Genomic DNA, 20,211 nt, shown 5'->3' on the forward strand with positions numbered 1-20,211 from the left:
CATGTCGAAGCCCCCAATCCTTCGCCTGTCGCTGTTTCGGGAAATTGCCGCATTCGGCGCTGCCATTGCCCGGATCGGCGGCCGGCGAACATGGACGGCGCTGTTCTTCCTCACCCTCGGCAGCCTGACCGAGGGCATCTCCATCCTGCTGCTCGTCCCGCTGCTGCATCTGGTCGGACGCCCCGACCAGGATTTCGCTGTTCGGCTGCCCAACAATGATTTCGTGCGCTGGCTGGTGCCTGATGGCACGCTGCAGCTGACGACCGTGCTTTGCGCGCTGGTCGGGCTTGTTGCAGCGCAGGCGGCGTTCAATCGCTTCAAGTCGGTCTACATGGCCAAATTGCTGTTCGATTTCATCAATCGCGTTCGCATGAACCTGTTCGAAAGCATCGGCAAGGCGCGCTGGGGCGTTTTTACACGCATGCGCAGTTCCGACCTCGACCATGCCCTGACCGGCGACATCGACCGCGTCCAGGGCGCGGCTTTCGCACTGCTGATGCTGGTGCAGATCGCCGTTCTTCTGGCCGGCTATCTCCTGGTTTCCGTGTTCATCTCGCCGGTCATGACGCTGTTTGCCGTCGTCATCGGCATCCTGATGTTCGTGGCGCTGCGGCCCTTCCGGGCACGGGCCACTGCCTTCGGCCGTGTGCTGACCGCCAATCGGCAGGATCAGTACCGGACGGTCTCGGAATTTCTCGGCGGCATCAAGGTGGCCAAGAGCCTGAACGTCGAGGACAGCTATTTCGCGCAGCTGCGGTCGACGCTTGAGAGGATGAAGGCCGACAACATCGACTATGTGCGCAACAGCACCATCGGCACCGCGGTATTCCAGGTGGCGAGCGTCGTGGGCCTGAGCCTGTTCATCTATGTGGCTTTGGTCCGCTTCAACCTGTCGCTGGCCGAGATCGTCGTCCTGCTCCTGGTCTTCATGCGCATCGCGCCGCGCTTCATGGACATGCAGACGCAGGCCCAGCAAGTGCTGATCAACCTGCCCGCCTTTACGGCAATGCGCAGCCTGCAGGCACGTTTCGACGCCGAACGCGAACCAGGCCATACCGAGTTCGCCGACGCCGGGACACTCTCCCTCAATACGGGGTTGAATATTCGCGGCGTCTCCTTTGCCTACGGAGATGCTGCCGACAAGGTGGTGGTGAGCGGCATCACCTTCGGCCTGCCGGCCGGCAAGGTCACCGCCCTGATCGGTCCGTCCGGATCGGGCAAGAGCACGATCGCCGACATGCTGCTTGGCCTGCTAGAGCCCACCACCGGCAAGATGCTTGTCGACGGCGTCGAGATCGATGCCAGCAACCGCCGTCGCTGGCGCGACCAGGTGGCCTATGTGCCGCAGGACGTGTTCCTCCTGCACGACACGATCGCGGCGAACCTGCGCCTCGCCGCGCCGCGGGCAAGCGATGGCGATCTGTGGGCCGCGCTGCGTCAGGCGCACGCCGGCGAGTTTGTCGAACGACTCGACCTCAGGCTCGAGACGGTGGTCGGCGATCGCGGCGTGCGGCTCTCGGGCGGCGAACGCCAGCGCATCGCGCTCGCACGCGCGCTGCTGCGCAAGCCGTCGCTGCTCATCCTGGACGAGGCGACCAGCGCGCTCGACTGGCAGAACCAGTCGCTGATCGCCAGGTCGATCGACGGATTGCGCGGCACGATGACGATCCTGACCATCGCGCACCGGCCGTCGATGATCGCCTTCGCCGACTGGGTGGTGGCGATGGAAAACGGCCGTATCGTCGAGGTCGGCCAATATCAGCGGCTGAAGGAAAAAAACGGCAGCCGGCTGTCGAGGATGCTGTCGGGGGAACAGTCGGAGAGCGAACCCGCTGATGTGGCGTGAGCCGGCGACCAGACGCGTCGCGCCGAAACGGATTCACGCGGCGCTTAGTCTCTTGTTTCGAAGCATGCCGTTGCCTCCAAACCAGGCCACGTTTGAGCAGTCTGCATCAATGCAGGCTGCGCCTGGCGCTGCCCAGCTTCTCGCCTTCGGCGACCTCGGGTGCGCTCAGTTTGCGCTCGGCGTCACGAGCTATGTCGGCAGGCGTCGGCGCGCTCCTGGCGATCATGGTGTAGATGAGCACGAAATAGCCCGCCTGAATGATCACGGCGCAGATGATGACGCGCACCAATATCGTGCCTATCGACGCACCGCCAAGCCAGGACCAGCCGACGACGATCGCCAGAGCGAAAATCATCCCGAGGATGAATTTTGGAAGTGCCATACCCAACAGCCCATAAACCGGCTCGGGTATTATCGCGATTGCCCCACCCGAGCGCCGTCCCTTGTCACGTGGGCTTGTTAAGGTCGCCCACTCTCGACCGGTTGCTTCCGGCCTTTTCCACCTGTCGTCACCGTGACAGGTATAATTTGCAATTCTATTAAGGCGAGCAATAGGCGGCAAGGGCAACTTCGGATATTTTTGATCGAGCTTTTGCGATCGACTCCGCCATGCTGCAATGCACGCAACGGGAGCTAAGCCGATATCCTCTGCTCGGCATTTTTCAGTAAAATTAGCAATATTGAGTAGTATTTTATACGGTTTCCACTAAGTATCACGGCATGATAAAGCACTAGTTTGCGCGTTGCCTTGGCAGATAGGTAGGTCCGCCTAAAAACCGCCCCACAAAGGCCTCTATTTTTTCAACTGTGCCCATTTATTGTCACAAATGTGCTAAATATGCCGAAATTTGTGCATGGCAAGCTTATTATTTAGTCAATTCATGACGTGACTATTTCAATGGGGTGGTAAATTGTGTGTTGCGCTGCAGCATTTTTTTGGTATCGTGCAGTGAACCATTCGTTCAACGCATGGAGTTTACGGCATGAGGGACGTTGCCAAGTCGGCCACGGCGAGCTTTTCGCAGGCTGACATCGATTTTCCGCCACCGATCGGCGGCTTGCTCAAACGCAGCTTCGATATCACCGGTTCACTGATTGGCTTGATCGCTCTCAGCCCGCTGTTTGTCATGATAGCGCTGCTCGTCAAGTTTTCCGACGGCGGCTCGATTTTCTACGGCCACAGGCGAATCGGACGCGGCGGGCGGATTTTTCCGTGCCTGAAGTTCCGCACCATGGTTCCGGACGGCGACAAGGTGCTGGCAGCCTATCTCACCACCAACCCGGACGCAAACGCGGAATGGATCGCCACCCGCAAGCTGAAGAACGATCCGCGCGTTACCCGTGTCGGAGCCGTGTTGAGGAAACTCAGCCTCGACGAGCTGCCGCAGATCATCAACATCCTGCAGGGCGACATGAGCCTTGTCGGCCCTCGTCCGGTCGTGCGCGACGAGCTGGAGATCTATGGAACGTCCGCCGTCTATTACCTGAAATCCCGCCCGGGCCTGACTGGCCTGTGGCAGGTCAGCGGCCGCAACGATGTGTCGTATGACAGCCGCGTCGCCTTCGATCGCCACTATGTCGAGAACTGGTCGCTGTTCGAGGACGTTCGCATCATCATCAAGACCGTCCCGGCCGTCTGGATGTCGCGCGGTTCTTACTGACCGGCCGGTGGCCAATGCCGGACATCGGCATCGGTCATTCGACGCAAGCTCATCGGGCGATGGGGCTATAGCGGATCGGAACGTTGAGTTGAAAACAGATTTGTTCGAAGCCTTTCGCAGCAGCCCGGATTCCGGCCGGCTGCGGCGGGCGCGTTTGCTGGCCACATGCCTTGCCGTGTCGCTCGTCGTTCCCCACATCGCAGCCGCCGGCGACTATCGCCTCGGCTCGCAAGACAAGCTCACCATCCGCGTCGCCGAATGGCAGACCGTCGAAGGCACATTTCGTGACTGGTCGGCGGTGAATGGCGAGTATACGGTCGGTCCATCCGGTACACTGTCGGTGCCGTTCGCCGGCGAGTTGCCGGCATCCGGCAAGACCACGTCCGAAATCGCGGCGGCGATCGGCGAGGCACTGCAGAAAAAGCTCGCTTTGTCGGACAGACCTGAGGCCTCGGTCGAGATGGCGCAGTTCCGGCCATTCTACATTTCGGGCGAAGTCCAGAACCCAGGCCAATTTCCTTATGTCCCGGACCTGACGGTGTTGAAGGCAATCAGCGTCGCCGGCGGCATCAGGCGCAACGCCGATTACGGCCCCCAGCTCGGCAAGGACCTGGTCACCGCCAAGGGCATGTTCGACATCTCCGACGACCAGCGCATTCGACTGATCGTCAGGCGTGCCCGCATCGATGCGGATATGGCCGGCAAGGCGAGTTTCGACGTGCCGAAGGAGGTCGAGGGCGATCCGAGGCTGCCAGCCATCGTCGCGGACGAGATGACGATCCTGACGGCTGACCAAAAGGCGCTGAAGCTGAAACTCGAGGCGCTCGACGATCTGAAAGGTGTCTTGGAGTCCGAGATCGAATCGCTGCAGAAGAAGATCGTCAATCAGCAGCAGCAGGTCGACCTGGCACAGCAGCAACTCGCCAGCATCGGTCCGCTCGCGCAAAAGGGCCTGATCGCCAATGCCCGACTGCTGGATTCGCGCCAGTCCGTGGCCGACCTGCAGGGCAAGATCCTGGACTACGAAACCGCCATCCTCACCGCCAAGCAGGCGATCAGCAAGGCGAAGCAGGACGCCATCGATGCGCAGAACACCTTGAGTTCAAGTCTCGCCACTGACCGGCAGCAGACCGAAGCCGACTTGAACGAAGCCGCGCTGAAGGTGAATATGCAGAAAGGCCTGATAGCTCAGGCCAGCGATCCCGCGATGGCGGCCGCTATCACAAACGATCAGCAACCTACCCTGCTCTATTCACTGGTGCGCAATCTTGATGGCAAGACCACCGAAATAGCCGCCAAGGAAGACACGCCGGTGCTGCCTGGCGATGTGATCAAGATCAAGCTGGCGCCGCTGGCCAGCCAGTAGACCGACTTCCAACACGATCCAGTGTTTCGAGCCAGAGCCTCACCCGACAAATCGGGATGAGGCTCTGGCTCAGTTGTTTGAACATCTCCCTGCGGAAACCATAATAGCCGTCTCGGGATCGAGGCTTCCCGTCCGAGCACATGCTTGCTCAAAAAAGGAAGCCGCCGCTCCCTCAGCCCGCGAGATGATAGTTTATGAGGGACCTGCGCCCGCCGGATGGCCGGCATACCGAGGCCAGTCAGTCTCGCCCCCGGCCGCGTCAGCCGGCTCCAGAGCCGGTGACCGCCGCCTGCGGGTAACGGGCAGCCGCGCCAGCTTGAAGAAGCTGAAATACATCAGGAAAGAACCCATGATGTAGGGGTTAAGAATCTCGACCTCGACGAAGGAGCGGATCAGCAGCAGCACCATCACGCCGAAAAGGATCACCGAGTCCGCCTGCCATGCCTTGAAGATCACCGCCGAGACGTGGCCGTAGAGCGTGCGCAGCATGATCAGCGACACCAGCGTCGCTCCGACGAAGCCGAGTTCGACGAGGGCCTCGATATAGGTGTTGTGGAAGTGGAAGCCGGTGCGGGTGGTGATGTAGAATTCGTTCCACAGCCGCTCGGCTTCGGCGAAGCCCTGCACCCAATAGGCGGCATAGCCGACGCCGAGAATCGGTGCTTTCTGCACCGCGTTCCAGCCTTGCTCCCACAGATAGGTTCGCCCGGTGAGCGTCGAATCCTTGCCGAAGAGGCCGAGGACGAAGTCCATCAGCCCGAGATTCAAGGCGACGAAGGCCGTCACGACCAGCAGGCCGGCGCCGATCAGGAAGATGACCCGGCGATAGCGGCGTGACAGAAGTTTGCTCATCGCAAGAAGCGCCACCAGCGCCAGAACCGCGGGTATCGAGGCCATCGAGGTGGCGGAATGCGAGGCGACCAAGACATAGGCCGACAGCAGCACGACGGGCACCGCCAGGATGAAGCTCAGCCGGCCGCGCCTGTAGAAGGCAAGGAAGACAACGCAGAAATAGATGCCGAGCGAGCCGACAAAGCCGATCTGATTCTTGGAGGCGAAGGCGCCGACGAAGTTCACGGTGCCGTCGAGGACATCCTCGGAATAGTTCCCGACCTTCAGCGAATAGATGAGGACGACGAATATCCCGATCAGCGCCCCTATGGTCAGCGTGCGCACGCTGACGGTGCGCGCAGCTATGTAGGCGCAGGCAATATGGGAAAAATACTGGACCGACGTCCTTGCGGTGACGCCGGGAGCCTGCGACCAGAAAACCGAGAAGCAGACATAGGCCGCAAACAGCAGCGGCAGCCAGGCGCTGGACAGATGCCGCAGAAACCGCCGGTAGTCGACCAGGATGAGCGGAAGCCAGACCGCATAATAGGCCAGGATCAATATCTGGCCGAAGATGACCGAATAGGAAAATGCCCAGATCGAAACGGCTACGGCAAAGGCGCCATAGACCGAATTCTTCTCGCGATCGATCAGCAGGGACTTTGGAATCTTCATCTCAGAGTCCCGCCGACACGACCCAGGGCCGGCAAGCCATGATCCGGCCGGAATCTTCGCAAATATGGGCGTGCAATAAACGGCGTCTCCATTGTGCAGTGCAATATAACCTATTGCGCCCGGCGCTCAATGGTAAATCCGGTCACCTTGTCTTACAGCGAGGCATCTGCGGAGAGATCAGCCGGTTGCGCGTCCGAGACGCTACCAAAGCGCTCCGCCGGTGATCTGGATGTTCTCCATGGTGATGCCCTTGGCAAGATCTGAGCACAGGAAGACCGCCAGTGCGGCAATCTCCTGTGGCTGCAGCATGCGCTGCTGCGGGTTGCCTTTGGCGATCTCGGCCATCGCTTCCTCAGCGGTGCGCCCCCTGCCTTCGCGCTCGACGACCTGCGCCACATTGCGGCGCATCAGTTCGGTCTCGACCCAGGTCGGGCTGATCATCACGCAGGTGACGCCATGCGCTGCCCCTTCCAGCGCCACGCAGCGTGTGAGGCCGAGAAGCCCCGCTTTGGACGCGCAGTAGGCCGGGTTGTCCTTCCAACCGACCGAGGCGGCGGTCGAGCCGATGTTGACGATGCGGCCCCAGCCGCGTTCGATCATGCCCGGCAGTACCGCGCGGGTGGCGCGGAAGGCGCCGGTCAGGTTGGTGTCGACGATCTTGTCCCACAGCGCGTCGGAATGGCCGCAGACCGGCTGCTCGGCGGTGGTGCCGGCGGCGTTGACCAGAATGTCGGCGGGGCCGATGGCGGCTTCGGCGTCCGCCGCGAACCGATTGGTGACGTCGCTGTCGCGCACGTCGAGGTGAGCGGCGTGGACCTTGGTTCCGTGGGCGGCAAGGGCCGAACGCACGCGCCCGATCTCGTCCGCGCCTGGATAGTAGGCGGCGTCTGATCTGTCGGAGCCGGCGGGCGCGATGTAGGAGCCGACGGCGACATTGGCCCCAGCCTCGGCCAAGGCGGTGGCAATGGCGAAGCCCATGCCCGAGAACCCGCCGGTGACGATGGCACTGCGGCCGGAAAGATTGTTCATGGCGCACGCTCTCCGCTTCGTTCCGGGCAGGCAATCAGGCCTGACAGGATTTGGCAATCACACCGGCACAGGCTCCATCGACGACGGTTCATGTTTCCTGGAGTGGTTTGCCCAGCCATTCGCGATAGAACCCCTCGAGGTCGGGCTCGAAATCGTGAACTATGGGATAACCGGGTGCCGCCGCTTCCACCTCGTGCAGCGTGCCGCACTCAGGGCAGATGAATTCGCGGATTTCCATCCATTCGGGATCGGGGAGATCGCTGTTCGGATAGATCTCGCGCAAAGCCTCCTCGGTGTTGCGCACGTTGATCGCGGCGTTGAGCTTCCAGTTCTTGCGATAGTCGCCGAAGGAATGGCCGCATTCGCACCGGGTGATCCGCTCATCGCCGCTCTGGCAGATGAACAGATGGTCGGAAACCGGCAGCAGGATCGGATCTTTCCAGGCGACACGATCCTGATAGACGGCAACCATCTTGAAGAAACGGTCATCGTCCTTGTAGGCACTCATGATCCGCCTTGTCTGTGGCCAAGGCAGCTTGCCGGCAGCCAGATCGCCTAGGACTTCCTTGCTGTATGAGGTCATGGCCTTGCTCCCGGCGTGAAGATCGATCTGGCGTGGACGTTCCAGAAATCGCTGAATTCCCTGGTGAAGCGCGACGACAGCTTGATCGCGCTGGCATACATTTTCTTCACCTCGGGGGCGAAAGCGGCCTTCTCGACACGACCACGCTCCTTGGCGATCCAGTCCGCCACCGGAATCGCCCTGGCCAGGCGCTCCTTGCGCATGGCCACGCGGCGTTCGGCCGTGGCGTCGATATCGGCGATGGGATAGCCGTCTTCGTCGTCCTTCAGCACGATGCCGAAAACCTGGTCCGCAGCTTGCCGGGTGAGAAAGCCGTTCTCGACATCCCAGGCCGTCTTGATCGGATCGCGCTCCAGCACGTCGCCATAGCCGCCGCCGCCATTGTAGGAATGGCTGAAGATGTCGCCGGATTTGTGCGGCGAGGTGATGTAGGGCCCCTCGACCACGACATGGTCGCCGCCGATGTTCCGCTCGTAATCCGAGACATGCGGGTCGATGCCGGGCGCATGCGCCAGCGGTTCGCCCTTTGCTGCCAGCTCGTGAATGTTGGAGTTGCGCACCGCGCGATGCTTCTGGCAGGTCGGCGCCGGATAGCCGCCGCACATGCCGGCGTTGTCGAACACACGCGAGGAGTGCTCCGAGGTGTGGAGCCGCAGGTGCGAGGTCTTGTTGATCAGCCAGGTCGAGACGAACGAACAGCCGCCGCGATATTTGCCGGCGCCGCCGGAATTCGGCACGATCGAGCGGCCGATATAGACCATCGGCATCGACTGTTCCCAGACCTCGATGTTGCCCATGTCGGATTCCGGATTCCAGCCGACATAGGCGGTGTCGAGACCATCCTTGATGGCGAGCGCACCGGAGCCGGCGGCGGCACATTCGAAATGCGCCATGCCGAAAGGCGTGCCGTATTGGCTTTCGCCACCCATCTCGATCATCGGGCTGTTGACCTGACCGACGAAGGCCTCCTCGACAAAGCCGCGCGCGACAAAACTGCGCGACAAAAGCCGCTGGAAGACGCCATAGGCCGGCAGCAGCAGCGCCCATGAGGTGGCGGTCGCCACCATCTCGTTGTCGGGGTTGGTCCAGGTGCCGTGCGGCAGTTTCAGCTCGGTCGCCATCCAGGCGCCGTCATTGACCAGCCCTTCGAAATTCATGTGCTGGGTCAAGGTGACGAACATGCCGCCATCCATGCCGGCCGGCGTGCAGTTCATCGAATGGTAGCCCCAGGGCTGCGTGCCCTCGAAGTCCATGGTGATCTTGCCGTCGGTGGTGATCTCCATCTCGATCGGGATGTTGTAGAGCCAGTCGGGGTCGCCGAGCAGCTGGAAGCCGGGCTTTCCCGCCGTGACGTGGCCGTAAAAAGTGTGGCCGCGATAGATGCCGGGCACGGTGAGCTGGCGGGTGCGGGCGAGCTGGGCGCGACGGCCCTCCTCGATGAACTCCTTCGACACCTTCATCCAGTAGTCTAGGCCGATCTCCGAGATGAGCTGCTTGACGCTTTCGCGCATGTCGATGCAGGAGGCAACCTTGGCCTTCTCGTCCAGCACCCAGTAGATCGGCATGCGCAGATTGCGCTCGCAGCGGATGACGTAGTCGCGGCGGATCTCGTCGTTCTCGCCGATCTTCTCGGCGCAGACGAACAGGCCTTCGGTGAAGCGCTCCTGCGCGAGACAGACGTCGCCGCCCGGCGTGATGCCGCCGGCTTCCAACTCGTGGCAGACGGCGCCGGCCCAACCGACCAGCGTGCCTTCATGGAAGATCGGCACCACGTCCATGACGTCGGGCACCTGCACGGTGCCGATGAAGGCGTCGTTGTTGGCGAAGATATCGCCTTCGCGGATGCGAGGGTTGTCCTCGTAGCCGTTTTTGATCATCCATTTGATGAAGCGGCTCATCGTATGGACGTGCACCATAATGCCGTTGGAGAGAGCGATGGCGTCGCCCTCGGGCGTGTAGATGGCGACCACCATTTCGCCGACCTCGCGCACGCCGGGCGAGGCTGAGATGCGGCGGGCCATTTCGCGTGCCGAGACGCAATAGGCGCGCAGCTTGGTGTGCAGCGTCTCGAATTTCAGCGGATCCTGGTTGCGCAGCGTGAGTTCCGTGATGCCGTCATAGCAGCCGGTCTCTTCCATCAGCCGCTCGGAATCGAGCAGGCGTTCGCGAAGGCGCAGGGCCGAGGCAGGTTTGTCCAACATGGCGGTCGCCCTCTCAAGCGTGGGTGTAGTGCAGCAGCGTCCATTCATCGACATGGACGCGGTCCTGCGGATGAACGACGAGCGTGGTGGCGGGATGTTCGACGATGGCCGGGCCGATGACTTCATGGCCGGGCTGAAGCAGATCCATCTCGTAGAGATTGGCCTTGTGCCAGCGCCCGCCAATGTAGGCCTCGCGCACGCCCTTGTGGGCGGCTGCCGGATCTGACTTGCCGAGCGGCCGCTTGAGCAGCACCGGCTTGACCTTGTCGGCGGTGGCGATCAGCCCAAGTTCGGTGATGGTGAAGCCGGCTTCGCCATAGCGCGACACGCGGTGGTTGACCTTGGCGTAGACCGCCTCGAATTCGTCGATAACTCTGCGCATGTCGTCGGCCGAACTGACCTCGGCCAGCGGCGCCATCACTTCGACATCCTCGAGCTGGCCGGTGTAGCGCATCATCAGGAACGGCACGGTCTTGATCTTGTCCCGGGCATGGCCGTCGGCAATCATCTCGTCGACCGCTGCCTTGGTCAGGTCGTTCCAGACCGTGGTGACCTTGGCGCCGAAGGCGGCCAGCGTTGCCTCGTCGGCGCGTGACGGAATGTCGTGCTGCGTCGAGACGGAATGACGGCGCATGAAATCGGCCGTGGTGCAGCCGAAGGCGGAGAAGGCGGCGGCGAACTGGAAGGTGATGATGTCCTTGAAGCCGATGCCCCTGGAGCAGCCGGCCAGATGCAGAGGGCCGGAGCCGCCATAGGACAGCAGCGTGAACTCCGACGGGTGAATGCCTTGGCCCGATATGACGCGGCGCAGCGCGTTGTTGGCATCGGACTCCAGCATGTCGATCATACCTTCGGCGGCTTCCTCCAGCCCGACGCCAAGGATGTCGGAGCATTTCTCCTGGAAGGCGCGGCGGGCCTTTTCGACCTGCAGCACGACCTTGCCGCCGAGGAAATAGTGCGGGTTGAGGCGGCCGAGAATGGCGTCGCAGTCGGCGATGGTGGGCTCGGTGCCGCCGCGATCGAAACAGATCGGGCCGGGATCGGAGCCGGCGCTTTCCGGCCCGAGCGAAACTTTCTTGGTCAGCGGGTCGACCTTGAGGATCATGCCGGCGCCGGCACCGATCGTATCGAGATGCAGCGTCGGCACGTTGAGTTTGAAACGGTCCATCAGCGGCTCGTTCTCGATGCGCGTCTGGCCGCGGGAGATGACGCCCATATCGAAGGAGGTACCGCCCATGTCCGAGCAGATCAGCGAGTCGTTGCCGATCAGCTTGCCGACATAGGCTGCACCGAGGATGCCGCCGATCGGGCCGGAGATCATGGTTTCATGCAGGCGCGGATGGTTGATCGAGGTCAGGCCGCCAAAGGAGAGCAGCGTCTGCACGCCATATTTGAAGCCGTATTTCTTCGAGACGTCCTCAATGCCCCTAAGCTGCTTGCGGCCGCGCGAGGTGGCGTAGGCCTCGATCAGCACCGAGTTCAGCCGCGACTGCTCGCGAATGACCGGGCGGACCTCGTGGCTGGTGTAGACAATGATGTCGGCGCCGGCCTTGTCGACCTCCTCACGGCAGATCTCGGCGATGCGCTTCTCGTGCACCGGATTGACATGCGAGAAGATGGTCATGATGCAGATCGCCTCGACCTTGTCGGCGATCAATTTTTTCGCGGCGGCGGAGACCTCATGTTCGTAGAGCGGCAGCACGATGTCGCCGAATTGGTCGATGCGCTCGGTGACGCCATGGGTGCGGCGGCGCGGCACCAGCGGATCGGGATGATGGTGGGTGACCGCATGCAGCCGGTCGGCGTAGGAATAATCGGCCCAGGCCTGCAGGCCGCGGCCCATCAGGATCATGTCCTCGAGACCCTTGGTGGTGATGAGGCCGAGCCGGCGGCCGGTGCGCGACAACAGCGTGTTGAGCATGCCGGTGCCGGAATAGAGCACGACGTTGACGCCGGAAAACAGTGATTCCAGCGAGATGCCCCAGGCATCCGCCGCGTCCTCGGCCGAGGCCAGGAAACCTTCGGCTTCATTCTTCGGCGTGGTTGCAGACTTGCCGATCTTGAAGTGGCCGTCCTGATCGACAAGGATTGTGTCGGTCATGGTGCCGCCGGCGTCGATGCCGATGACGATTGGATTGCCGACGATGGGGGCGGTGAGGTTGGGTTGGGTCACGGTCGCCTCGGGATCTGGTCTAGGTTGACGCTAGGCTAGATTCGATGGGCGGCTTCGCGCCATATGCCTAAAGACACAATGACGGTTGGGCTGACATCGCCGAGAAAAGGGCATGCGCATGGGGACCATCTGGGCGCCGCTCGCCAGGGCGATCGCCGCCACCGGCTCGGACAGGCATGTCGACTGCCTGATCGACCTGATCGGCGCGGACATCGAGCACGACCTCGTCACGGTGACGCGCTATTCAGCGACGCAGACACCCGAATTCATCAAGCACCGGCGCTTCTCGGACGAGATGGTCCGGCGCTATCTCGACAACTACTACGTCTTCGACCCGTTCTATGCTTCGTGGCGGCGCGAGCGAAGGCTGGGCATAATGCCGCTGAAACGGCTTGCCGACGACGAGGCCAAGCGCGGCCAGTACATTGCCGGCTTCTTGGCGCAGTCGGAAATCTGCGACGAGGTCGGCATCATGCTGGCGGATGGCGGCGACTGGTGCCTCGGCATCTTTCTCGACCGCTCGACCACTTCCTTCAAGGACAGCGAGATTGCCCTGCTGGATGAGCGGCTGCCGGTATTCGCAGCGCTGCATGCGCTCGACATCAAAGCGCGGGGAGCCGAGTTCTCCCGCACGTCGGCGCCGACCGGCCCCGGCGCCTCGCCCCGGCAGGAGCCGACCATCCCGGCCAGCCTGTGGCCGGAGCTGTCGCTGCGCGAGCGCGAACTTGTCCAGCTGATCCTGGCCGGTCACCCGACAGCGAACATCGCCGAGCGCCTCGGCATCACAGTCGGCACCGTCAAGAACCATCGCCGGCGCATCTATGAGAAGCTCGACATCACCACGGAGCGGGAATTGTTCTTGCAGTTTTTTCAACATCGAGCGGAGCGGTAGTCGAGTTTCGGGCAGCTAGGCGGTTACTGCTCTTTTCTGTTGCGGATTAGAGCTCATCCTCCCAATTGGCACCGCCATAGAACACGCGGAAAATCACCACTTGGTCGGATTCCACGGTAAAGGTCACCGTCACACGGCGCTCGAAACCGATGATCCGAAGCCCTGGCCGCAGATCGTCACGGCGTGTTCCGCGCTCCGATGCGTAATCGAGGCCTAGGCAGTAGGCTTCGAGCCGCTCGATATAGCGTATGGCCGTGACGTTGCCGGCGGCGATCTCAATGGTGTCGTATATCCATCGTAAGTCCGCTAGGGCTTCCGGCAACAGAACAACATGCCGGCGCTTCACACATCCCCCTTGAGACGGGCAACGTGATGAGCGCGGATACTGTCAAAACCCTGGTCGGCTGGGATCACTCGGGAAGGATCTGCCTTCCATTTGTCATAGGTCGGCACGACTTCCTCGCGGAGCCAGCGCTCTACGGCAGCGTCGCGCTCTTGCAGGGCGCGAAGCCCAGCGCGGATCACTTCGCTGCTGGTCGCATAGGTTCCTGATTCAACGAGGCGGTCGATGAAGGCAGCCTGCTCTGTTGGCAGGCTGAAGGTGCGTTTTTCGGTAGCGGCCATGATTTCTCCTACAGCGTCGGTATGATTATATCACACCGACGCGGGACCGCACCCGAAAATCTGGCGCCGTCATCCCGCGAGGATGCCGACATGCTTGCTTATGGGTGTTGCTTTCACCAATCCGGCATTCGGTTTCAAGAGTCGAATGACCCGAAAGCAGGCCTCAAAATTCCTCTTGCGGAACGGCGGCGTCCCGGCTTAGTCTCGCCTCGGGTAGAAAATGAAATTTAATTCCATTTGTTGACGAGTCTGCAGACCGTGCCCGTTCGAAGAAAAAATGCCGACCGCGATCGACTGAGAAAATATTTGATATATCATCTACCAGAACGGAATTAGCCGACATGGTCCAGCAGACATCGATCCAGCCATCGGCGCCCTGGTTGCGGCTAGACGTCGACGATTCGGACTGGAACGATGCCGAGGTTTCGAGCCTAGTGCGCTGGTATCACCAGATGCTGCTCATCCGCCGTTTCGAGGAAAAAGTGCTCGACCTCGCCAATGCCGGGCTGGTGCATGGTCCGGCACACGCCAGCATCGGCCAGGAGGCGACGGCGGTCGGCGCCATGTCCGTGCTCGGTACGGGCGACCGCATCAACGGCACCCACCGCGCCCATCACCAGGTGCTGGCCAAGCTTGTCAACGCGCAGACGCCCGGCGGATTCGACCCGTTGCATGACGCTTTCAACCCGGACATGCAGGGATCGGTTCGCGGCCTGATGGCCGAGATCATGGGTCTCAATGCCGGCTATTGCGGCGGCCGTGGCGGCTCGATGCATATGCGTGACGATGCCTCCGGCATCCCGGGCACCAGTGCGATCATTGGCGGCAACCTGCCGCACGCGGCGGGCTATGCGCTCGCCGACAAGCTGCTCGGCACCGGCACCGTCTCGGTCGCCTTCTTCGGCGACGGCACGATGATGGCGGGACCGGCCTATGAGGCGATGAACATCGCTGCGCTCTACCGGCTGCCGGTGATCTTTTTCGCCGAAAACAATCTCTATGCGGTCTCGACACACATCAACGAACAGACGCGCGAGACGCGGCTGGCCTCGCGCGGACCTATGCTCGGCTTTCGCGGCATCGAATGCGACGGCATGGATGTGGTGGCAGTCCACCATACCATGCGCGAGGCGCGCCGGACGATCGAGGAAGACGGCGGCCCGGTGCTGGTCGAGGCGCTCTGCTACCGGTTTCTACACCAGAGCGGCGCCCGCCCGGGCAGCGAATTCGGCTACCGCACGCGGGCCGAAGAAGACGCCTGGAAGGCGCGCGATCCACTGGTCACGATGGCCGCTCGTCTGAAGACGATGGGCATTTTGAACGCTTCCGACCTCGGCACACTCGACCAGCGCGTCATGGAGGTGGTCAACACCGCTGCCGATTCGCTCACCGAAATGAGCGGCAACGCGCTGCGCATTCCCGACCATCTGTGGCCAGACCCAGGCGGCGTCGACAACCAGATACGCGGTAATCTTTCCGAACTGAAGGGCGAGCGCTTCCTCGAGATCGAGGACGTGCCGCCGGCCGACACCAGGCCGGTCAAGTTCATGGTTGCCGCGTCCGAGGTGATTGCGCGCGCCATGGAGCAGGATGCCCGCATCATCATCATGGGCGAGGATGTACACCGGCTGCGCGGCGGCGTTTCGGGCGCCACAAAAGGTGCGCTGGAACGCTGGCCGGAGCGCGTGCTGGCAATGCCCATCGCCGAGAACGGTTTTGTCGGCGTGGCGCTGGGTGCAGCGCTTTGCGGCCTGCGGCCGATCGTCGAGATCATGTTCGGCGACTTCTGCCTGGTGGCCGCCGACCAACTGTTCAACGCAGTCAGCAAGGTGCGCCACATGTTCGGCGGCGGCTTTCCAGTGCCGATCGTGGTCAGGGTGCGCGTCTCGCCACACACCGGCTACGGCTCGCAGCATTCCGGCGATCCGTCCGGCCTGTTCGCTTTGTTCCCCGGCTGGCGCATCGTCGCCCCGACGACGCCCTTCGATTATATCGGCCTGATGAATTCAGCGCTGAAATGCGACGATCCGGTGGTCGTCATCGAGCATGTCGGACTGTTCCCGAGCGAGGGTCCTGTTCCAACCGACGACCGTGACTATTGCGTGCGGCTCGGCAAGGCGAAGATCGTCAGGCCGGGCAGCGCCTGCACCTTGCTCACCAGTGCCAGCATGGTTGCCGTCGCTGGCCAAGTGGTCGAGGAGACCGGAGTCGATGCCGAGATCATCGACCTGCGCAGCCTCGATCCGACCGGGCTCGACTGGGCGCTCGTGGAAGCCTCGATCCGCAAGACCAACCGGGTGGCCGTCGTCGAACAGGTGCAGCGTGGGCTGTCGCTTGGCGGGCGGCTGACACAAGAGATTCAGGATCGCGTGTTCGATTATCTTGATCACGAGATCCTGCATGTGACGGGAAGCCTCTCGGCTCCCGTCGTATCGGCCCCGCTCAACCGCGCCGCACTGGGCGGCGCTGAAAAGCTCAAGGCCGCGCTTCAATCCCTCACTGCCGTGGGTGGATAGAGCGAACGCATTGCCACAAGATCCGACAAGAAAATGGGAGAACTGACATGACCATCCTACCGAGAAACAAGACCAGGGCGACGATGCTGGCAGCGATGCTGCTGGCCACCAGCGCCTTCTGGGCACCGGCCACCTTCGCGCAGGACAGCAAGCCGCTGGTTATCGCGCGCAACATCGACCTCAACTCGCTCGATCCGCACCGCGCCTTCTGCGACACCTGCCAGATCTACAATTCCAGCGTCTATGAATCGCTGCTGACGCTGGACAAGGACAACAAGCTGATCCCGCTGCTCGCCTCGAAGTGGGAAGGCAATGCCGATCAGAGCAGCTTCACCTTCACGCTCGACCCGGCCGCCAAATTCTCGGACGGTTCGCCGGTCGAAGCCAAGGACGTGAAATGGTCCTGGGAGCGGCTGAAGAACCTCAAGGGCAGCGCCTCGTTCCTGATGGACAATGTCGCCTCGATCGAGACCCCGGACGCGCATACGGTCGTCGTCAAGATGGTCGCGCCGAGCTCCGAATTCCTCAACATCGCGGCAGCACCCTACGCGGCGGTCGTCAACAGCAAGGTCGCTTCCGAAGCCGGCGCCAAGGCCGATGCGGATGCTTCGACGACAGACAATGCCGAGGCCTGGTTCCTGGCGCATTCGGCCGGCAGCGCGCCGTTCGTGCTGAAATCCTATGAGCCCAATTCGGAACTGCGGCTGGCGCGCAACGACAAGTACTGGCGCACGGCGCCGGCGCTGAGCGAAGTCGTCATCCGCCAGACCAAGGATGCGGTGGCGCAGGCGCAGATGCTGCAGAGCGGCACCGCCGACATCGCCATGCAGATCGATCCGGACACGGCCAAGACGATGACCGGCAGCGACGTGAAAATCGAGACCGTGCCGTCCTACAATTTCATCTATGTGGCGCTGTCGCCCGGCGCCAAGGCCAACAAGGTTCCGCTGACGCCCGAAGTGCGCGAGGCCATTTCGCTCGGTCTCGACCGTCCTGCTATCCTCGATTTCACCATCGGCTCCGAGGGCCAGCTGATCAGCGCGCCGATCCCGCTTGGCTTCCCCGGCGGTTCGGGCTTCGAGGCGCAGCCCTATGACGTCGCCAAGGCAAAGGAACTTCTGGCCAAGGCCGGCCATGCCGACGGCTTCGAGATGGAAGCGGCGTTCCCCGGCATGAACGTCTATGGCGTCGATCTGTCGCTTCTGATGCAGAAGGTCCAGCAGGATCTGGCCAAGATCAACATCAAGCTCGACCTGCAGCCGATCCCCTTCGCCAACTGGCGCGAACGCGTCAATGGCGACGGCATCCCGATGACGGCGGTGTTCTACGCGCCGGACTATTACGGCACCTCGCAATACATCGATTATTTCGCCATGACCAAGGGCAGCCCGTGGGCGCGCCGCGCCGGCGCGGAGCGCGACCCGTCGGTGCTCAATCCGAAGGAAGCGGAGATCTACAAGGCAGCCCTTGCGGCAAGCGGCGACGAGGCCGCCAAGCTGTGGCACCAGGCTGGCGAGGAGATGATCAAGGACAGGATCATCCTGCCGCTGATCAGCCCGAACCTGATCCTGGCCTACAAGTCGGACGTCAAGGGCGTGCGCTACAGCGCCTGCTGCAACCTGCCGCTGGCAGAACTCAGCCACTGAGCGAAAAAAGCGGGAGGCGGCCCAGCCGCCTCCCGCTTCCTCCTCCTGGACGATCAGCAAATCCTGTTCTTCCAGCGCCAAATTCAATATATGATATATCAATGTGCGGAGACCTCGCGATGCCTTCCCTGATCAACTCCAAGGACCAGTTGCTGCGCGAGCGTGCGGCCTCGGTCATTCCGGGCGGCATGTGGGGACACATGGCGACGCGCTATCTCGGCTCCGCCTATCCGCAGTTCTTCGAGCGTGCCGACGGCTGCCGGGTCTGGGACGTCGATGGGCGCGAATACATCGACCTGATGTGCAGCTGGGGTCCCAACATCCTCGGCCACCATCATCAAGCAGTCGAAGAGGCTGCCGCGCGGCAGCGTCGCCTAGGCGATGCGATGAACGGCCCGGGTGAAGTGCTGGTCGAACTGGCGGAATTGCTGGTCAAGACCGTCGCGCATGCCGACTGGGCAATGCTGCAGAAGAATGGCACCGACGCCACCACGGCCTGCGTGACGATCGCGCGCGCCGGCACCGGCCGGCGCAAGGTGCTGGTCGCGCGCGGCTCCTATCACGGCGCCGTGCCGTGGTGCACGCCTTCGCTGGCCGGCGTCACCGCCGAGGACCGCGCCCATCTCATCCATTTCGACTACAATGACGTTGCCAGCCTTGAGGCAGCCGTCGAGCAGGCCGGGGATGATCTTGCAGCGGTCGTGGTGACCGCCTTCCGGCACGACATCGCCCGCGATCAGGAACTGCCGACCGCCGCCTTCGCCAGACGGGCGCGCGAACTCACCACCGCCGCCGATGCAGCGCTGATCGTCGATGATGTCAGGGCCGGCTTCCGCATCGACCTCGCCGGCAGCTGGGAGCCGCTCGGCGTACGGCCGGATCTGTCCGCCTTCTCGAAGGCGATCGCCAATGGCTATCCGCTGGCCGCGATCACCGGCACCGACCGGTTCCGCGAAGCCGCGACCAAGGTCTATGTGACAGGGTCGTTCTGGTATGGCGCCGTCGCCATGGCCGCCGCGATCGCCACCATCAACACGCTGCGCGACACCGACGCCATCGCCAGGATGACTGAAGCCGGCGACAGGCTGCGCTCAGGCCTCGATGCGGCTGCCAGGAAGCATGGCCTGTCGCTTCGCCAGACCGGCCCGGTGTCGATGCCGATGGTGCTTTTCGACGGCGATGCCGAGTTCAAGCTGGCCAATGCCTTCTGCTCGGCCGCCTTGCGCGAAGGCGCCTATTTCCATCCCCGGCACAACATGTTCCTGAGCGCCGCGCACACCGCAAAAGACATAGATCTCGCCCTGCAGGCTGCCGATGCGGGCATGGCCGCAGCCGCGCAAGTGGCGTGACCGGCGCCGATGCGGTTCGGAGAAAAAGTTCATTCAGCCGGCGGCCGACACCAGTCGGCCGTTCTGCGCCGCGCGGCGCAGTTCCTCGGGCGTGACCGCACCGTCGTTCAGCCGCTCGAGCACCTTGACCAACAGGCGGCCGCCTTCGATCATGTCCTGCTGAATGCCCTTGCGCACGCCGTTCTCGTCGCGGGCGCGCAGCGCGTCGAGGATGTCGAGATGCCGGTGGCGGCCGTCATAGGTCGGCCTCGCGTGCGGGTACTGATAGTTCACCAGCGGACCGTTGCGCAGCCAGATGCCCTCGATGATCGCCAGCAGCTCCGGCATTTGCGCCGCCTCGTAGATAGAGTGGTGGAATTCCCAATTGTCGCGGACGGCTTCGAACCAATGGCCATTGTCCTCGTTGGCAATCAGTTTCTCATGCACCGCAGCCAGACGGTCGATTTCGCGCGGCTCGATGCGCGTCGTTGCCGCGGCACCGGCCATGCCTTCGAGATGCAATCTTATGCTGCGCAGTTCCAGATACTGAGCCAGCGACAATTGGGCGACGGTGATCGAGCGGCCCGCCTCCATCTCAAGGCCTTTTTCACGCACCAGCTGCATCAGCGCCTCGCGCACCGGCGTTTCGGACACCTGAAGGCTGGCGGCAAGGTCGCGGATCTTGAAGCGATGGCCCGGCCAGAAACGGCCTTCCATCATGGCGCGGCGAAGCTCCTCGTAGACACGCGTCGTCAGATTGTCGCGCGCGATCGGCGCGATAGAAGCAGTCACATCCGCTCTCCGTTCTTGCAACAGCGCAGGCGTCGCCTGCGTCGCGTG

General features: G+C 62.5%; 16 protein-coding genes. 7 read left to right on the plus strand and 9 right to left on the minus strand.

The annotated features are described in order from the left end of the window. Position 1: 1 nt before the first annotated feature. A complete protein-coding gene (locus MESCI2_RS0130445) occupies positions 2-1,846 on the plus strand; it encodes an ABC transporter ATP-binding protein (protein WP_032901427.1) in 1,845 nt (614 codons plus the stop codon). A gap of 106 nt (positions 1,847-1,952) precedes the next feature. Here MESCI2_RS0130445 and MESCI2_RS0130450 read toward each other — a convergent pair whose 3' ends face one another. After that, a complete protein-coding gene (locus tag MESCI2_RS0130450; protein ID WP_027039770.1) occupies positions 1,953-2,228 on the minus strand; it encodes a hypothetical protein in 276 nt (91 codons plus the stop codon). Between the two features lie 601 nt (positions 2,229-2,829). Here MESCI2_RS0130450 and MESCI2_RS0130455 point away from each other — a divergent pair. Both MESCI2_RS0130455 and MESCI2_RS0130460 read left to right on the plus strand, forming a co-directional pair. Then, positions 2,830-3,507, plus strand: coding sequence for a sugar transferase (locus MESCI2_RS0130455; protein ID WP_027039771.1), 678 nt, complete (start codon positions 2,830-2,832; stop codon positions 3,505-3,507). A gap of 100 nt (positions 3,508-3,607) precedes the next feature. Further along, a complete protein-coding gene (locus tag MESCI2_RS0130460; protein WP_027039772.1) occupies positions 3,608-4,873 on the plus strand; it encodes a polysaccharide biosynthesis/export family protein in 1,266 nt (421 codons plus the stop codon). A gap of 192 nt (positions 4,874-5,065) precedes the next feature. Here MESCI2_RS0130460 and MESCI2_RS0130465 read toward each other — a convergent pair whose 3' ends face one another. The 5 genes from MESCI2_RS0130465 to MESCI2_RS0130485 all read right to left on the minus strand — a co-directional run bounded on the left by MESCI2_RS0130465 (position 5,066) and on the right by MESCI2_RS0130485 (position 12,365). Continuing rightward, the gene (locus tag MESCI2_RS0130465; RefSeq protein ID WP_027039773.1) at positions 5,066-6,379 is read right to left on the minus strand and encodes an O-antigen ligase family protein; all 1,314 of its coding nucleotides are present in this window, start codon (positions 6,377-6,379) and stop codon (positions 5,066-5,068) included. 201 nt (positions 6,380-6,580) lie between these two features. Next, positions 6,581-7,408, minus strand: coding sequence for an SDR family NAD(P)-dependent oxidoreductase (locus MESCI2_RS0130470; protein ID WP_027039774.1), 828 nt, complete (start codon positions 7,406-7,408; stop codon positions 6,581-6,583). 88 nt (positions 7,409-7,496) lie between these two features. Continuing rightward, on the minus strand, positions 7,497-7,991 hold the full coding sequence (locus MESCI2_RS0130475; protein WP_027039775.1) for an acetone carboxylase subunit gamma: 495 nt from the start codon (positions 7,989-7,991) through the stop codon (positions 7,497-7,499). Beyond that, a complete protein-coding gene (locus tag MESCI2_RS0130480) occupies positions 7,988-10,192 on the minus strand; it encodes a hydantoinase B/oxoprolinase family protein (protein WP_027039776.1) in 2,205 nt (734 codons plus the stop codon). The genes MESCI2_RS0130475 and MESCI2_RS0130480 overlap by 4 nt, the downstream gene beginning before the upstream one ends. A 13-nt stretch (positions 10,193-10,205) precedes the next feature. Further along, positions 10,206-12,365, minus strand: a complete 2,160-nt coding sequence (locus MESCI2_RS0130485; protein ID WP_081738938.1) for a hydantoinase/oxoprolinase family protein — start codon at positions 12,363-12,365, stop codon at positions 10,206-10,208. Positions 12,366-12,477: 112 nt separating this feature from the next. On the opposite strand from MESCI2_RS0130485, the gene MESCI2_RS0130490 reads away from it, so the two are divergent. Further along, positions 12,478-13,257, plus strand: coding sequence for a helix-turn-helix transcriptional regulator (locus MESCI2_RS0130490; protein ID WP_027039778.1), 780 nt, complete (start codon positions 12,478-12,480; stop codon positions 13,255-13,257). 46 nt (positions 13,258-13,303) lie between these two features. On the opposite strand, the gene MESCI2_RS0130495 is transcribed toward MESCI2_RS0130490, so the two are convergent. Together MESCI2_RS0130495 and MESCI2_RS0130500 are read right to left on the minus strand one after the other, a co-directional pair. Further along, positions 13,304-13,603 (minus strand): type II toxin-antitoxin system RelE/ParE family toxin, encoded by a 300-nt coding sequence (locus MESCI2_RS0130495; RefSeq protein WP_027039779.1) that lies wholly within the window; start codon positions 13,601-13,603, stop codon positions 13,304-13,306. Then, positions 13,600-13,881, minus strand: a complete 282-nt coding sequence (locus tag MESCI2_RS0130500; RefSeq protein WP_027039780.1) for a type II toxin-antitoxin system ParD family antitoxin — start codon at positions 13,879-13,881, stop codon at positions 13,600-13,602. The genes MESCI2_RS0130495 and MESCI2_RS0130500 overlap by 4 nt, the downstream gene beginning before the upstream one ends. 341 nt (positions 13,882-14,222) lie before the next feature. On the opposite strand from MESCI2_RS0130500, the gene MESCI2_RS0130505 reads away from it, so the two are divergent. From MESCI2_RS0130505 to MESCI2_RS0130515, 3 genes are all read left to right on the plus strand, one after another. Next, a complete protein-coding gene (locus tag MESCI2_RS0130505; protein WP_027039781.1) occupies positions 14,223-16,397 on the plus strand; it encodes a dehydrogenase E1 component subunit alpha/beta in 2,175 nt (724 codons plus the stop codon). Between the two features lie 83 nt (positions 16,398-16,480). After that, the gene (locus tag MESCI2_RS0130510; RefSeq protein WP_197031623.1) at positions 16,481-18,043 is read left to right on the plus strand and encodes an ABC transporter substrate-binding protein; all 1,563 of its coding nucleotides are present in this window, start codon (positions 16,481-16,483) and stop codon (positions 18,041-18,043) included. A 119-nt stretch (positions 18,044-18,162) separates the two neighbouring features. Beyond that, a complete protein-coding gene (locus MESCI2_RS0130515) occupies positions 18,163-19,392 on the plus strand; it encodes an aminotransferase class III-fold pyridoxal phosphate-dependent enzyme (protein ID WP_081738939.1) in 1,230 nt (409 codons plus the stop codon). Between the two features lie 33 nt (positions 19,393-19,425). Here the strand turns inward: MESCI2_RS0130515 and MESCI2_RS0130520 are convergent, their stop codons facing one another. Beyond that, a complete protein-coding gene (locus MESCI2_RS0130520; protein WP_027039784.1) occupies positions 19,426-20,163 on the minus strand; it encodes a GntR family transcriptional regulator in 738 nt (245 codons plus the stop codon). Positions 20,164-20,211: the final 48 nt, after the last annotated feature.

It is taken from the genome of Mesorhizobium ciceri WSM4083, from assembly GCF_000519305.1.
GTDB lineage: Bacteria > Pseudomonadota > Alphaproteobacteria > Rhizobiales > Rhizobiaceae > Mesorhizobium > Mesorhizobium ciceri_B.